This is a genomic window from Streptomyces sp. NPDC033221, from assembly GCF_055577005.1.
Genome location: NZ_JBVIQN010000005.1, coordinates 219168 through 233201, shown reverse-complemented (window position 1 = coordinate 233201; position 14034 = coordinate 219168). Strand labels below are relative to the sequence as shown.

The window sequence follows — 14034 nt, the reverse complement described above, 5'->3', positions numbered from 1 at the left end:
GCGCGATCGGGATGGTCTTGCATGTCACGCACGAACAGTGCCGACGCGCCTGACATTCCCGGCCGCGCTGTCGATCCCGGAACGGTACCGGGCGGTCCCGGACGGATGGCCGGGTCGGGTCCCCGCGGCGTTTCGCCCCCGCGGCCCGGGGTACCCCGGCGGCTCCGCCCGGCCCGCGACGGCGAGGAGGCCCGTATGAGGTGTACGGCGAGGAGGTGCGTATGAGGCGTACGAGGACGGTGGTCAGCGGCGTGCTGACGGGCATCGGCACCGCGGCGTTCATCGACGAGACGGTGTTCCATCAGCTGCTGCACTGGCACCACTTCTACGACAAGTCCACCACGGACGTCGGCCTGGTCTCCGACGGCCTGTTCCACGCGGGCAGCTGGCTCGCGATGGTGGCGGGCCTGGTCCTTTACGCGGACGTGCGGCGCCGCGGGACGCTGGTGCCGCGGGCCTGGTGGGGCGGACTGTTCCTGGGACTGGGCGGTTTCCAGCTCTATGACGGCACGTTCCAGCACAAGGGCCTGGGCATCCACCAGATCCGGTACGGCGTGGACCTGGCGCCGTACGACTGGACGTGGAACGGGACGGCCGTACTGCTCCTGGCGGCCGGCGCGTTCCTGCTGGTGCGCGCCTCCCGCGCGACCCCACGCACCACGTCGTCGCACACCGCCCCGACCGCCACCTCGCGCAACCGATGACGACTGCCGCCCTGCCCCCGCCCTTCACCGCGGCCGTCACCGTCGCCGCCGTGCTCGGCTGCCTCGTCTACCTGGCCGCGGCGGCCCGGCTGCGCGCCCGCGGGGACGCCTGGCCGTACGGACGGGACGCGCTGTTCTGCACGGGCGGCGCGGTCCTGGTGGCGGGCGTCGCCGAGCCCTGGGGCGCCGCGCCGCCGTTCACCGCGCACATGCTCACGCACCTGTGCGTGGGCATGGTGGCACCGCTGTTCCTGGTGCTCGGCCGCCCGCTGACGCTGACCCTGCGCACCGCGCCTGTGCCCGTACGCCGTGGCCTGGTGGCCCTGACCCGCTCGCGCTGGGCGACGGTCCCGGTGCTGCCGCCGGTGGCGGCGCTGCTCGACTTCGGCGGGCTGTGGCTGCTGTACCGCACGCCGCTGCTGTCCGTCAGCCACCACAGCCCCTGGCTGAACACGGCCGTGCACATCCACATCCTGCTGGCCGGTGTCGCGTTCTCCTTCGGGCTGCTCGCCCTGGACCCCGTATGCCACCGTCCCGGCTTCGGCCTGCGGGCCGGTGTGCTGCTGGCCGCGGGCACGGCGCACGCCGTCCTCGCCAAGTCCCTGTACGCGGCGGGCCCGCCCGGCACCTCTTTCGGCGCCGCCGACCTGCACCTGGCCTCGCAGGTCATGTACTACGGCGGCGATGCCGTCGAACTGGCGCTGGCGGCCGTCGTGGCGTGCCGGTGGTACCGGGCCGAGGGGCGTGCACTACGGCGCGAACGGCGCACGAGCCGAGCGGGGGCGCGCGGCGCGGCGGCCGCCGCTACCCGGTGGTGAGCAGCTCCAGCTCGGTGGTCAGGTTGCGGCGGGCCACCCGCTCCCACTGCTGCTTGCCGTACGGCGTGCGGAACAGGCTGTCCATGCCCAGAAGGTGACGCAGCACGTCGGTGCGCCCGGCGCGGAACTCCCGGTCCGGCACGAAGCCGTACTCCTCGCGGATGGCGGCGGCGTACGCCGCGTACTGCTCGGGCGCTCCTGCCAGGACCGCGAGATCCGCGTCGCACAGGGCCGCGCCGTTGTGGTCGTCGGGGGCCGGGTCGTGGGTCGCGGTGAGGCGTACGAGACGGGCGACCTCGGCCGTACAGGCGTCGTGGATGCCCAGTTCGGGCAGCGCGCGTTCGGCGAGGGCGGCGCTGCGCTCCTCGTTCTCGGAGCGTTCGGGCCGGTAGACGGCGTCGTGGAACCAGGCGGCGAGGCGGACGGCGTCCCAGTCCACGGGGACACCGGCGTCCAGGTCGGTCGCGTGCACGGCCAGCTCGTCGATGCGGTCCAGTACGGCGATGAGGTGGCCGGTGGAGTGATATCGGCGCTGTGGCTCGGACCAGCGGCCGAGCAGGTTGTCCGCGTACGGGGCCGGATCGGGGTCGGCGGAGCCGCTGCCGCCGCGGGCACCGGCGACGGCGGTGGCCCAGCGGTGGTGCAGGTCCGGGAACGGGTCGGCGCCGCCACCGAAGTGGGTGTGGGCCGTGCCGGACGGAGGTGTCGTGCGAGCCATGTGGCCCATTGTGCCCGCGCGGAGGTCAAGAGGGGGTTTCCGGTCGAGTACCGGGGCGTTGTGGTCCCCGCGGGCGGGTCGGCCCGTACCCTGGGATATTGGACTAGACCTGTCGCCCGCTCGCTGTCGTGTCGACACCCCGTCTCGTCCTGCTGAAGTCGTCACGTCGAAGGAATGGGGACCCATGACCAAGCGCGCACTCCTGGAGGTGATCGCGCTCGACGCCGCCGACGCGGTGGCCGCCCAGGCCGGCGGGGCGGACCGCCTCGAACTCGTCAGCGACATGGCCGCCGACGGCCTCACCCCGTCGCCGCGCACCGTCGCGGCGGTCCGGGCGGCCGTCGACATCCCCGTACGGGTGATGCTGCGGGCCGCCGACGGCTTCGCGGCGGGCGACGTGGACGCTCTGTGCGCGTCGGCCGCGGCACTGCGGGCCGAGGGCGCGGAGGAGTTCGTCTTCGGCTTCCTCGGTGCGGACGGGCGGCCCGACCTGGCGGCCGTACGGGCGCTGGCCGCCGCGGTCGACGGCTGCCGGTGGACGTTCCACCGGGCCATCGACCGGGCCGCCGACCGCGACGCGCTGCGCAAGGAACTGACCGGGCTGCCCGGCCTGGACACGTACCTGACAGCGGGGTCCCCGGCCGGGGTCGAGGACGGCCTGCCGACGCTGCTGGCCGAGCGGGCCCGTACGGCGGACGGCGTGCCCGGCTACGAGCCGCGACTGCTGATCGGCGGCGGACTGGTGCTCGCGCACCTGCCGGAACTGCTGGCGGCCGGGGTCGACGCCTTCCACATCGGCGGCGCGGCACGCCCCTCCGGCTGGACGGCGCCGGTGGACGCGGGGGCCGTGGCGGCGTGGCGGGAGGCGCTGGAGGGGGTGCCGGTCTAGAGCTGGGCGGGGGACGGGTGTTGCGGTTCCGTATGGGGCCGCAGCGCCGATGCGTCTGCGGAGGCCGCAGGAGCAGCAGCAGCCGCCGCCCGCCGCCGCGTCGTCACCACCGCCGAGGCCAGAGCCAGCAGGGCGAGCCCCCCGGACACCAGCGGGAACCATCGCGGCCCCAGCAGTCCGACGGCCGCACTGCCCACGCCGCCGCCCGCCGCCATCCCCAGGTACAGGACGCTGCTGTTGAGCGAGAGCAGCAGCGGCGCGTTGGCCGGGTCGAGGGACGCCATCCGGTGGGCCAGCGAGACGGCCATCGCCCAGGCGAAGAGCTGGACGGCCAGAACGTACACGAGTGCGCCCGCCATGGTCAGGGACAGCCAGGGCAGGGCGAGGTAGCCGGCCGCCGCCACCGTCGCGCCGGTGACCATGACGGGCCGTACGCCGAGCCGGTCCACCGCCCGGCCGCCCAGCCAGCTGCCCGCGACCGAGGACAGCCCTCCGGCGAACATGATCAGGGTCAGCCGGCCCGCGTCGCCGCCGGTCGCCGGACGTACCGCGGTCGCCAGGTAGATGTAGACGCTCTGCACCGCGAGGAAGAAGAGGAACGTGGTGCCGACGCCGCCCAGGACGCGGCGGTTGCCCAGCGGCACCAGGCGTTCGCGCAGGCCGGGTGCGGCCGTCGGGGCGGGGATGCCGCGCAGCAGTACGGCGAGGCCGCCGAGCGCCACGGCGCCGAGCACGACGACGAGCCACATCGTCAGCCGCCAGTCGGCCTCGCCGATGTAGGTGCCGAGGGGGACGCCGAGCGCGGTGGCGACCGTCATCCCGCCCATGACCGTGGCCAGCGCCCGGCCGCGGCGCTCGGGCGGCACGATCGAGGCGGCGGCCGCGCTGGCGGCCGGGGTGTAGAGCGCGGCGCCGGCCGCGGCCAGCACCCGCGTCGCGAGCAGCAGCGGGTAGGTGGGGGCGAGGGCGCTCAGCGCGTTGCCCAGGGTGAAGACGGTGAGTCCGGTGAGCAGCAGCCGCTGCCGCGGCCAGCGGGCCGTCACGGTGGCGAGCGGCGGGGCGAGCACCGCGTACCCGAGTGCGAAGACGGTGACCAGCTGGCCCGCGGCCGGTACGGAGATCTCCAGGTCGGCGGAGATGTCGCCGAGGAGGCCGGCCATCACCATGGTGTCGGTCCCGACGGCGAACGCGCCGAGGGCGAGCAGAAGCAGACGAAGACGCACGGGTGTCCTTCCCGGTACGGCGTGCGACGGATGGGGCAGCCGCGACGGCGGGTAAAGTTTGATGTGCGTCAAACGATATGGATTGTTGGATGATTGTCAAACAGTCCGAGACCCGGCAGGGAGAGGAGAACACCGTGGCGGACGAGGAGGAACAGCTGCTGCCGCAGCCGGAGACCGCCGACATCGAGCTGGTCAAGGTGCTGCACGCGCTGGGGGACCCGACCCGGATGCACCTCTTCCGGGTCTACGCGACGGGCGAGCAGTACGACTGCTCCTCCGAACGCCTGGGCCTGAACCACCTGCACAAGTCGACGGTCTCCCACCACATGCGGATCATGCGCGAGGCCGGGCTCGCCTCGACCCGCGCCGTCGGGCGCAACCGCTACGTACGGTTGCGCCGCGCCGACCTCGACGCCAGGTTCCCCGGGCTGGTGGAGTCGCTCCTGGCCGCCATGCCGGCCCCGGAGCAGTGACCGGACCGGCTCACCCGGCGGACGTGCCGAGCCGCTCCGGCAGCGGGGCCGCGTGCACCACCGCCAGCCCGGAGACCGGCCGGGTCAGGCAGACGTACAGGCGGCGCAGACCGGTGCGCTCGTCCGGTTCGCCGTCGACGATCGCGGCGGGCTCGTCCAGCACCACGTAGTCGTATTCGAGGCCCTTGGCGAGCGTGGCCGGGACCAGGGTCAGCCGGGCCTCGGCCGAGGTCTCCTCGCCGGGCGCCAGGACGGCCAGACCCGCCGCCTCCAGGGCCGCGCGCAGTGCGGGCAGCCGGGCCTCGGCCGCGATCAGGCCGATCGATCCTTCCTTGGCCAGCGCTTCGCGGCAGGCGTCCATGACCGCGTCGTCCAGCTCCGCCGCCGGCACCGGCCGGATCGCGAAGTCCCCCGCGGACTCGCGGATGGACGTGGCCTCGGTGAGGTCGGGGGCGATCGCGGGCAGCAGCCGCGAGGCGTACGCGATCACCTCGCGCGGCACCCGGAAGCCCAGCGTCAGCTCCTCGACCGGCGCGCCCGGCTTGCCCAGGTGGGCCAGCGCCTCCTCCCAGGTGTCCGTGGACCACGGCGTGGTGCCCTGCGCGATGTCGCCCAGGATCGTCGCCGAACCGGTCGTACAGCGCCGCCCCACCGCCCGGTACTGCATCGGCGACAGGTCCTGCGCCTCGTCCAGCACCACATGGCCCAGGGAGTGCGTACGGGAGACCAGGTCGGCCGCCTCGTCGATCAGCACCGCGTCCGCCGCCGACCACTTGGCGCCCTTCACGCTGCGCGCCGGCTTCGCCCACAGGATCGTCTTCTGCTCCTCCGGCGTCAGGATGCCCGCCGCCTGCTCGGCCAGGAACTCCGCGTCGCCCAGCAGCCGCAGCACCAGCTTGGCCGGGTCGACCGGCGGCCACACCTCCTTGACCACGGCCTTGACCGCCGCGCTGCGCGCCACCGCGTCCTGCACCCGGTCGTCCGGCGCCTCGCCCGCCTGCTCCATCCGTACGAGCACCGTGTGCGCGATCCGCTGCGGCAGGGCCTCCCGGGCCGCGCCGTACCGGATGTCGCGGCGCAGCAACTCCTCGACGATCTCCTCGATCTCGTACGCCGGCACCCGCCAGCGCCGCGAACCGCGCACCACCACGCACGCCTCGGACGGCATCCGCACGTGCGACCGCAGCGCCCGCCGCAGTACCCGGGCCAGCCGCGCGTCGCCCTTGACCGTCGCCGCCGCCGCGTCGTCCGTACCGCGCACCTCGACGTGCGCCACCAGATCGTCGACCGTGGCCTGCTTGACCTCCAGCTCGCCCAGCGCGGGCAGCACCTGCTCGATGTAGTGCAGGAAGGAGCTGTTCGGGCCGATGACGAGCGTGCCGGAGCGGGCGAGGCGCTCGCGGTGCGCGTACAGCAGGTACGCGACCCGGTGCAGGCCCACCGCCGTCTTGCCGGTGCCCGGCGCCCCCTGGACGCAGACCGTGCCGGCGATCCCGGCGCGCACGATCTCGTCCTGCTCCGGCTGGATCGTCGCGACGATGTCCCGCATCGGGCCCACGCGCGGCCGTTCGATCTCGGACTGGAGCAGCTTGCTGTGCTGCTCCGCCTCCGCCGGGTCGGTCAGGTGCTCGTCCTCGTACGCGGTCAGCTGCCCGGCCGTGTAGCCGAAGCGGCGGCGCAGCCTGAGGTCCATCGGGTCCTTCTTCGAGGCCCGGTAGAACGGCTGGGAGACCGGCGCACGCCAGTCGATGACCATCGGATCGCCGTCGGCGTCGTGGACGTGCCGGCGGCCGATGTAGAAGTTCTCACCCGCCGCGCCCTCGGCCGCTTCCACGCCCGGCGCGTGCAGATAGTCCAGGCGGCCGAAGAAGAGCGGGGTGTGGGCCAGGTCGGCGAGCGCCTTGATCCGGGCGTCCACCTCGCCCTGGAGCACTTCGGCGTTGACCCAGTTCGCGGTGACGTCCGCGATGTTGAGCGCCTCGGCGTCCCGGCGCATGGCGCGCAGCGCCGCCCGGGAGCCGGCCAGGTGGGCGCGTTCGCGTTCCAGGGGGTCGGACGGGTCGCGGGGCCGGGCCTGGTCCTGGGACGGGGCGGGCGCCTGGTCATGGGCGTGCGAGGGCACGGTGTTGCCTCCGGCGGATCCGGCTACGTACGTACGTGACGGCGTACTCGTAGGCGTCTGCAGATGCGTTCAGGTACGTTCGAATGCGTTCAGCTGCGTGAAGCGGAATCCGGCCGGTTTCCGTGCGGCCGGGGGCACTCCGCTCAGGCTCTGAGGGAGGCGGGCAGACCGGCGATTGTAGCCAGCAGGTATCGGGGGGCGCCAACGGATTTCCGCGGCGGGGCCGGCCGGCGGCGATACGGACTGCGGCACGGACCGCGGCGATCGTCGCGGCAACCCTGAGATTTTCCGCCCCGCCCGTACATCTCCCGTAGGGGACGGCATGGGTCCGGGGACTGACCAAAGGCCGGTCAGGGATGGGCCCGTGGGCCGATGTGCCGCCGCGCCGCGAAATCCATCATGGAGACATGAGCAGCGCAACCATCACCCCAGGCACCCTGCACCCGGCCAACGGCGCCACCGCCCTCGGCCCCGATGCCACCCGCGCGTCGCACTCCCACGAGCAGCGCCACATCGTCGGCAACGTCTTCCGCGCGGTCAAGGTCTTCGCCGCCGCCGCGGTCAGCGTCGTCCTCCTCGGGGAGTACGCGGAGGACTGAGCCCGGAACGAAGTCGAACCGAACCCGAACCCGAACCGAGTCCGGCTCCGCGGGCGGCTCCGAGTACGCGGAAAACCCCCGGATACAGGCCCTCTCCGGCCCTCGACCGATACGCAACCAGCGTCCGGATGACCGGAAACCGTTACAACCAGTCGGTCTCGATCGACTAGCGTCGCCGCAGACAGCGTGCGTCCGGCGACGAGGAGGGGCCAAACAAGTGTCTGCCGCCGAGGGGACGCGGTCGCTACCGCACAGACGGCCGTGGACGCGGCATCTCACGAGCCCGGACAAGAAGACGATCGCCGCGGCGGTACTGCTCGTGGTGTCCCTGGCCGGGCTGGCCGCCGTATTCCGGCTGGTGAACCTGTCCATGTCGGACATAGTGGTCTACCGTGCCGAAGGCGAGGCCGCAGCGGCAGGCGGTGACCTGTACGGCTTCACCGTCACCGAGTGGAACCTGCCCGCCACCTACCCGCCCTTCGCCGCCCTGCTCTTCATCCCGACGACCTGGCTCCCGGTCGGCGCTCTCAAGGTCGCCTCCGTCCTCGTCAACGTCGCCCTTGTCCCGGTCCTGCTGCACCTCTCGTACAAGGCCGCCTACACCACCGGCACCAGCGGCCCCCGCGGCGCGTCCCGGCTGCTGCGCGCACGGACGGTACCCGCCGTGATCGCCGCCACCGCCGTCGCCCTCTGGCTCGAACCGCTCTTCCAGACGCTCGTCTTCGGCCAGATCAACATCGCCCTGACCTGCCTCGTCCTGTGGGACCTGAGCCGCCCGGACGGCGCCCGGCTGAAGGGCTTCGCCGTCGGCATCGCCACGGGCATCAAGCTCACCCCGGCCGTGTTCGCCGTCTACCTGCTGATCACCGGCCGGGTGCGGGCCGCCTTCACCGCCCTGGCCGGCTTCGGGTGCTCCGTGCTGCTCGGGGTGCTCGTTCTGCCGGACGCCAGTGTGGAGTTCTGGACGCGGCGGATGTTCGAGACCGGGCGGGTCGGCAAGGCGTGGATCGTCGACAACCAGTCTTTGCAGGGCCTGCTGGCCCGCTGTCTGCACACCGGGGAACCGGGCCTGCTGTGGGCGGGCGCGGCGCTGCTCACCGGCATGGCCGGCCTCCTTGTGGCCCGCCGCGTGTACCTGCGGCGCGGCCTGGACTCCTGGGGCGTCCTGTGCACCGCCGTCACGGCCCTGCTCGTCTCACCGATCAGCTGGTCCCACCACTGGGTGTGGTGCGTGCCGCTGCTGGTCGCCCTCGGGGCGCACGTCCGCGGCGTACGGTGGCGCCGCGCCCTGCTCGCGGTGGTGGCGGTCGCCTTCACGGCCCGCACGATGTGGGTGCTCCCGCACCAGGGCGACCTCGACCTGAAGCTCTCCTGGTGGCAGCAGCCGCTGGCATCCCCGTATCCGCTCCTGGGTCTGGCCATGCTGGCGGCGGTCGCCTGGTGGAGCCGCCGGGCCCCGGCCGCCCCGCTGTCCTCCCTGGTCCGCCGCCCGTTCCCGTTGCCGCGCACCGCCCGCCCGCCCCGCGAGCTGAGCACCCGCATACCCGAACGCTGACGCGTGACGCGTGAGGCGGGCCCGGCCCCGGACGGAGACCGGCACGTCCGCGGCCGGGCGCTCGCTGAAAGCCCCCGGCCCGCCGCTCACCGCACCGGCAGTCCCGGCCGGGCTCACCGTCCCGTTCGGCTCACCCCTCCGCCAGCAGCTCCGTCGCGTCCACGATCCGGTACGCGTACCCCTGCTCCGCCAGGAAGCGCTGCCGGTGCGCCGCGAAGTCCTGGTCGACGGTGTCGCGGGCGACGACCGAGTAGAACCGTGCCTCGTGCCCGTCCGCCTTCGGCCGCAGCACCCGCCCCAGCCGCTGCGCCTCCTCCTGCCGGGACCCGAACGTGCCGGACACCTGGATCGCGACCGTCGCCTCCGGCAGGTCGATCGAGAAGTTCGCGACCTTGGAGACGACCAGCACGGACAGCTCGCCCTGCCGGAAGGCGTCGAAGAGCTTCTCGCGCTGCGCGTTGGACGTCTCGCCCTTGATGACCGGCGCGCCCAGGTGCTCGCCCAGTTCGTCGAGCTGGTCGATGTACTGCCCGATGACCAGGGTCTGCTCGCCCTTGTGCCGCCGTACCAGCGCCTCGGTCACGCTCTGCTTGCTGGCCGTCGTCGCGCAGTACCGGTACTTCTCCTCGGTCTCGGCCGTGGCGTACGCCAGCCGCTCCGACTCGGTCAGATTGACCCGCACCTCGACGCAGTCCGCCGGCGCGATGTACCCCTGCGCCTCGATCTCCTTCCACGGCGCGTCGAAGCGCTTCGGGCCGATCAGCGAGAAGACGTCCGACTCGCGCCCGTCCTCCCGCACCAGCGTCGCGGTCAGCCCCAGCCGCCGCCGGGCCTGCAGATCGGCCGTGAACTTGAAGACCGGCGCCGGCAGCAGATGCACCTCGTCGTAGATGATCAGCCCCCAGTCCCGCGAGTCGAACAGCTCCAGGTGCGGGTAGACGCCCTTCCGCTTGGTCGTCAGCACCTGGTACGTCGCGATGGTGACCGGCCGGATCTCCTTCTTCGTACCGCTGTACTCGCCGATCTCGTCCTCGGTCAGCGAGGTCCGCTTCACCAGCTCGTGCTTCCACTGCCGCGCCGAGACGGTGTTGGTGACCAGGATCAGCGTGGTCGCCTGGGCCTGTGCCATCGCACCGGCCCCCACCAGCGTCTTTCCCGCACCACACGGCAGTACGACGACACCCGAACCGCCGTGCCAGAACCCCTCGACGGCCTGCTGCTGATACGGCCGCAGCGACCAGCCGGACTCGTCCAGGGCGATCGCGTGGGCCTCGCCGTCCACGTAACCGGCCAGGTCCTCGGCCGGCCAGCCCAGCTTGAGCAGCGTCTGCTTGATCTGCCCGCGCTCGGACGGGTGCACCACCACCGTGTCCGGGTCCAGCCGCGCCCCCACCAGCGGCTGCACCTTCTTCGACCGCAGGATCTCCTCCAGCACCGGCCGGTCGGTGGTGGTGAGCACCAGCCCGTGCGCCGGGTGCTTGGACAGCGTCAGCCGCCCGTACCGCGACATGGTCTCGGCGATGTCCACCAGCAGCGCGTGCGGCACCGGGTACCGCGAGAACCCGACCAGCGCGTCCACGACCTGCTCGGCGTCGTGCCCGGCGGCCCGCGCGTTCCACAGCCCGAGCGGCGTCACCCGGTACGTGTGCATGTGCTCGGGCGCCCGCTCCAGCTCCGCGAACGGCGCGATGGCCCGCCGGCACGCCTCCGCCTGCTCGTGGTCGACTTCCAGCAGCAGCGTCTTGTCGCTCTGGACGATGAGAGGTCCGTTCACGCGGAGCCCTTCCGTGCGGTCCGATTCGGGCAAGCCTCCAGTGTCGCGCACTCGGGCGAGTGGGCGGGAACGAAGCGAGCGGCGGGATGTCAGTGGCGAGCGCCACACTGATGGCGTTGGTTGGTTCCCGCTGAGGAGGTGGCGTGATGAGCGTGGCTCACGAGGATCACTACGGTCCCTGGACGACAGAGCAGGTCATGGCTCTGGGGGAGGGCCGTGGGCGGCGTCGCGAATTGGTGGGGGAAGCGCTCTTGCTGTCACCGGCTCCGGGAGAGGCGCTGACGGTTCAGGGGGCGGGCGCTCCGCGGAGCCGCGGCCGCCCCCTCACGAAGCCGTCTCGTCCGCCAGCTCCGCGACGCCCGTGATGCGGTGCAGGGGGAAGGTGCGGACCTCATCGGCGGTGTGGTCGTAGGCGGTGACGAAGCCGCCCTCGACGCGGACGGGGGCGATGACGCGCTGGCTGGCGGCGCCGTCGGCGTTGACGTAGCCGATCCACAGGGCGGCGCCGGTCAGGACCGCGGCCTGCATCGTGGCGAGGGTTTCGGCGGAGGTGGTGCGCGGGAGGCCGCCGGGGGCCGGGGCCGCGGCGGGCGCGCCGGCCGGCTTGCGTTCGGCGGTCGCGGCCAGGTCGCCGGCGCGGATGGCGCGGACCGCCGCTTCGAGGAGAGTGGTGTCGGGGGCGGGCGGGCCCTCGGGGACCGGGGCGGGCGCGGTGCGCGGCGGGGTGCGGTAGGCGTCCGCGCGGGCGATGAGGACATCCCCCTCGGCGGACTCGGCGGCGGGGGCGTAACCCATGGCGCGCAGGCCCTCCAGGAGCTGGTCGGGCGGGGCGGCCGAGGCCAGCACGGTCGGGGCGAGCCGGCGCAGGCGCAGGACGATCGCGCGGCGGTCGGCGAGGATCTCCGTGAGGAGCGCGTCGTCGTCGCAGCGTACGTACGCGGAGGCCGCGCCGATCCGGAGCCGGCCGTGCCGCCGGGCCACGTCGTCGATGAGGTAGGCGAGCGGCTGCGGTACGGGGGTGCGGGAGTGTGCGGCGAGGAAGGACTGGAGCTCGGCGGCGGAGCGGCCGGCGTCCAGGGCACGGCGTACGGAGGCCGGGGTGAAGCGGTAGACGGTGGCGCCGCCCTTGGACTCGACGTCGGCGAGGACACCGAGCGCGTCGGCGAGGGGACGCTCCAGGGGGCCGGGCGCGACGGCGGTCAGGTCGGCCTGGAGGAGGACGTGGTCGAGGAGTTCGGGCAGGAGGGGGGCGACGAGGGCGGCGGCGCGCGTGGCGGCGCTCTGCTCGTCCGCGGGGCCCGCCTCGGCGCCGGCTTCCAGGAGGGCGCGGGTGTGGGTGGCGAGGGCGCCGCGGCCGGTGATGCCGAGGAGTTCGGCTTCGGCGAGCGTCCACCGGGCGATGCGGGAGCGGAGGTCTTCGGTGGCGGCCGGGGCCGGGCCCGTGGCCGCGTTGCGGGCGGCGTCGGCGTCGGCCGCGGTGGCCGGATCGGGCCGGCGGGCGGCGGCCGCCTTGCCGCCGCTGTTCGCGGCGGGAGCCGCGGCCGGCCGGCTCGCGCCGCGCAGCGGGCGTTCCCAGCGCAACCGGTCCAGTACGGCTTCGGCCGGTACGGATGTGCCGGGTGCCAGGGAGGCGAGCAGGGTGAGCGTCCGGCGGCGCACCTCGGGCGCCGTGGAGCGGTCGAGGTTCGGGCCGAGCGCGGACAGCGTGCGGCCCTTCGGGTCGGGGGTGCCGACCAGCCCCGCCGTACGGGTCGCCGCGAGCCAGGAGGTGGCCAGCCGCGCCCAGCGCTCCTCGGCCGGGAGCTGGCGCCAGTCCTCGGCGGCGGGGGTGGGCGCGTACCGCTCGTCGGCCTCGCCGTCGGACGCCAGCAGCCCGGCCCCGTAGGCGAGTTCGAGCCAGAAGGCGGCGAGCTGTTCGGTGCAGTCCAGGGCGGCGGCGGTCCGCTTGAGGTCGCGGACCGACAGACCGCCGGCGCGCAGCACGCCGGGCCCGCCGAGGTCCCACTCCTTGAGCAGTTCCTCGACGGTGGCCAGCGCGGTGAATGCCTGGCCGGCGGCGGCACTGTCCACAAGCTGTGGATCACGTTCGGTGGTGGGCGCGAGGGCGGGCGGCAACGGCTCGGGGACGCGGTGCGCGCGCCCCGCGCGCAGGTGCAGCGCCGCCTCGCGGGGGAGGACGACGTTGCGCTGCCCGGCGGGCAGCAGCAGGCCACGGTCCAGCAGCCACTGCAGGTGGGCGGCGGGCCGGTCGGTGACAGCGCCGTAGGGCGGCCCCCAGACCAGCCGGTCCAGTACGGCGCGCGCCTCGGCAGGCGCGCCTCCGAGCAGCGCGGCCATCCGCCCGCGGTCCTCGAACAGGTCGGTCAGCGCGCCGACGGCGGTCACCGGGTCGTGGGTCGCGGCCAGCCCGGCGGCGGCCAGGATCTCCTGGAGGCGGCCGGGCGACATGCCGGACGAGGCCTCCGCGACGCTCGGCCCCAGGCCGGTGGGGGAGGGGTGCGCGGGCCCGGGCGCGAGCAGCTCGCGGGCCGTACGGACGAGGCGCAGCCGGTCGTCGCCGCCCCAGACCAGCGCCTGGTCGCGCAGGGTGCGCAGGGCGCGGGGCAGCTCGGCGGTGATGGCGGCGGCGGTCCCGTCAGGACCGTTCGCCCAGCCTGTCCCGTCAGACCCGTCAGACCCGTCAGACCCGTCAGACCCGTCAGACCCGTCAGACCCGTCAGACCCGTCGGCCCCGGCAGTGCCTTCCGCCCCCGCGTCCCCCGTCATCAGCCCGAGCAGCGTCCCGTACGGGCAGGGATCCGGCGCCACCGCCAGCGCCTCGGCGGTTTGCAGCGCGAAACGGTCCAGCCGCTCCACGGCCCGGACGACCGAGGCGCGGGTACCGGCCCGGGTGGCGAGCTGGGTCAGATCGCCGGGGACCGGGCTGAGGAGGTCGGGGCGGGCCCGCAGCAGGTCGGCGAGCCCGCTGTCGGGGCGGGTGCGGAGCTCTTCGGCGAGCGTGCGGGGTGTTTCACTCATCCGCTACACGTTAGCGGGGGTGTGTGACGTTGGCGGGTGCAGCGCCGTTCCGGACGGCCCGCCGTCGCCGGAGCGGCCCGGGTCCGACGGCGGTGGCCGGGGCGTACGACGGTGGCGGCCGGGAGCGCGCCCCGTGTACGG

At 74.0% G+C, this 14034-nt stretch carries 11 protein-coding genes; 6 read left to right on the top strand and 5 right to left on the bottom strand.

Annotation, left to right across the window (positions count from 1 at the left end; genetic code table 11):
• Positions 1-221 precede the first annotated feature (221 nt).
• Positions 222-704: a DUF2243 domain-containing protein gene (locus ACZ53K_RS08680; protein ID WP_468833047.1), complete on the top strand. Its 483-nt coding sequence runs from the start codon at positions 222-224 to the stop codon at positions 702-704.
• The gene (locus tag ACZ53K_RS08675; protein ID WP_468833046.1) at positions 701-1522 is read left to right on the top strand and encodes a cytochrome c oxidase assembly protein; all 822 of its coding nucleotides are present in this window, start codon (positions 701-703) and stop codon (positions 1520-1522) included. Before ACZ53K_RS08680 ends, ACZ53K_RS08675 begins: the two co-directional genes overlap by 4 nt.
• On the opposite strand, the gene ACZ53K_RS08670 is transcribed toward ACZ53K_RS08675, so the two are convergent.
• A complete protein-coding gene (locus ACZ53K_RS08670; protein ID WP_468833044.1) occupies positions 1509-2240 on the bottom strand; it encodes an HD domain-containing protein in 732 nt (243 codons plus the stop codon). The genes ACZ53K_RS08675 and ACZ53K_RS08670 overlap by 14 nt on opposite strands.
• Positions 2241-2424: 184 nt before the next feature.
• Here ACZ53K_RS08670 and ACZ53K_RS08665 point away from each other — a divergent pair, with 184 nt between their 5' ends.
• Positions 2425-3129: a copper homeostasis protein CutC gene (locus ACZ53K_RS08665; protein ID WP_468833043.1), complete on the top strand. Its 705-nt coding sequence runs from the start codon at positions 2425-2427 to the stop codon at positions 3127-3129.
• Here the strand turns inward: ACZ53K_RS08665 and ACZ53K_RS08660 are convergent.
• The gene (locus ACZ53K_RS08660) at positions 3126-4352 is read right to left on the bottom strand and encodes an MFS transporter (protein ID WP_468833041.1); all 1227 of its coding nucleotides are present in this window, start codon (positions 4350-4352) and stop codon (positions 3126-3128) included. The genes ACZ53K_RS08665 and ACZ53K_RS08660 overlap by 4 nt on opposite strands.
• Before the next feature lie 89 nt (positions 4353-4441).
• Between ACZ53K_RS08660 and ACZ53K_RS08655 the strand changes: the two genes are divergently transcribed.
• Positions 4442-4825: an ArsR/SmtB family transcription factor gene (locus tag ACZ53K_RS08655; protein WP_468833040.1), complete on the top strand. Its 384-nt coding sequence runs from the start codon at positions 4442-4444 to the stop codon at positions 4823-4825.
• Positions 4826-4835: 10 nt separating this feature from the next.
• Here ACZ53K_RS08655 and ACZ53K_RS08650 read toward each other — a convergent pair whose 3' ends face one another.
• Positions 4836-6947 carry a HelD family protein gene (locus tag ACZ53K_RS08650; protein WP_468833038.1) on the bottom strand — a complete coding sequence of 704 codons (2112 nt, stop codon included), beginning with the start codon at positions 6945-6947 and terminating at the stop codon, positions 4836-4838.
• 407 nt (positions 6948-7354) lie between these two features.
• On the opposite strand from ACZ53K_RS08650, the gene ACZ53K_RS08645 reads away from it, so the two are divergent.
• Positions 7355-7546, top strand: coding sequence for a hypothetical protein (locus ACZ53K_RS08645; RefSeq protein ID WP_468833037.1), 192 nt, complete (start codon positions 7355-7357; stop codon positions 7544-7546).
• A 217-nt stretch (positions 7547-7763) separates the two neighbouring features.
• The gene (locus ACZ53K_RS08640) at positions 7764-9101 is read left to right on the top strand and encodes a glycosyltransferase 87 family protein (protein WP_468833035.1); all 1338 of its coding nucleotides are present in this window, start codon (positions 7764-7766) and stop codon (positions 9099-9101) included.
• A gap of 130 nt (positions 9102-9231) precedes the next feature.
• Here ACZ53K_RS08640 and ACZ53K_RS08635 read toward each other — a convergent pair whose 3' ends face one another.
• Both ACZ53K_RS08635 and ACZ53K_RS08630 read right to left on the bottom strand, forming a co-directional pair.
• Entirely contained in the window at positions 9232-10875 is a 1644-nt protein-coding gene (locus tag ACZ53K_RS08635) for a DNA repair helicase XPB (protein WP_468833034.1), read from the bottom strand.
• A 324-nt stretch (positions 10876-11199) separates the two neighbouring features.
• The gene (locus ACZ53K_RS08630) at positions 11200-13893 is read right to left on the bottom strand and encodes a helicase-associated domain-containing protein (RefSeq protein ID WP_468833032.1); all 2694 of its coding nucleotides are present in this window, start codon (positions 13891-13893) and stop codon (positions 11200-11202) included.
• Positions 13894-14034 lie beyond the last annotated feature (141 nt).

What these genes read in the sequence shown, in the direction of transcription:
- ACZ53K_RS08680 (WP_468833047.1), top strand. Translation starts at nt 222, where the DNA reads ATGAGGCGTACGAGGACGGTGGTCAGCGGCGTGCTGACGGGCATCGGC.
- ACZ53K_RS08675 (WP_468833046.1), top strand. Translation starts at nt 701, where the DNA reads ATGACGACTGCCGCCCTGCCCCCGCCCTTCACCGCGGCCGTCACCGTC.
- ACZ53K_RS08670 (WP_468833044.1), bottom strand. Translation starts at nt 2,240, where the DNA reads ATGGCTCGCACGACACCTCCGTCCGGCACGGCCCACACCCACTTCGGT.
- ACZ53K_RS08665 (WP_468833043.1), top strand. Translation starts at nt 2,425, where the DNA reads ATGACCAAGCGCGCACTCCTGGAGGTGATCGCGCTCGACGCCGCCGAC.
- ACZ53K_RS08655 (WP_468833040.1), top strand. Translation starts at nt 4,442, where the DNA reads ATGATTGTCAAACAGTCCGAGACCCGGCAGGGAGAGGAGAACACCGTG.
- ACZ53K_RS08645 (WP_468833037.1), top strand. Translation starts at nt 7,355, where the DNA reads ATGAGCAGCGCAACCATCACCCCAGGCACCCTGCACCCGGCCAACGGC.
- ACZ53K_RS08630 (WP_468833032.1), bottom strand. Translation starts at nt 13,893, where the DNA reads ATGAGTGAAACACCCCGCACGCTCGCCGAAGAGCTCCGCACCCGCCCC.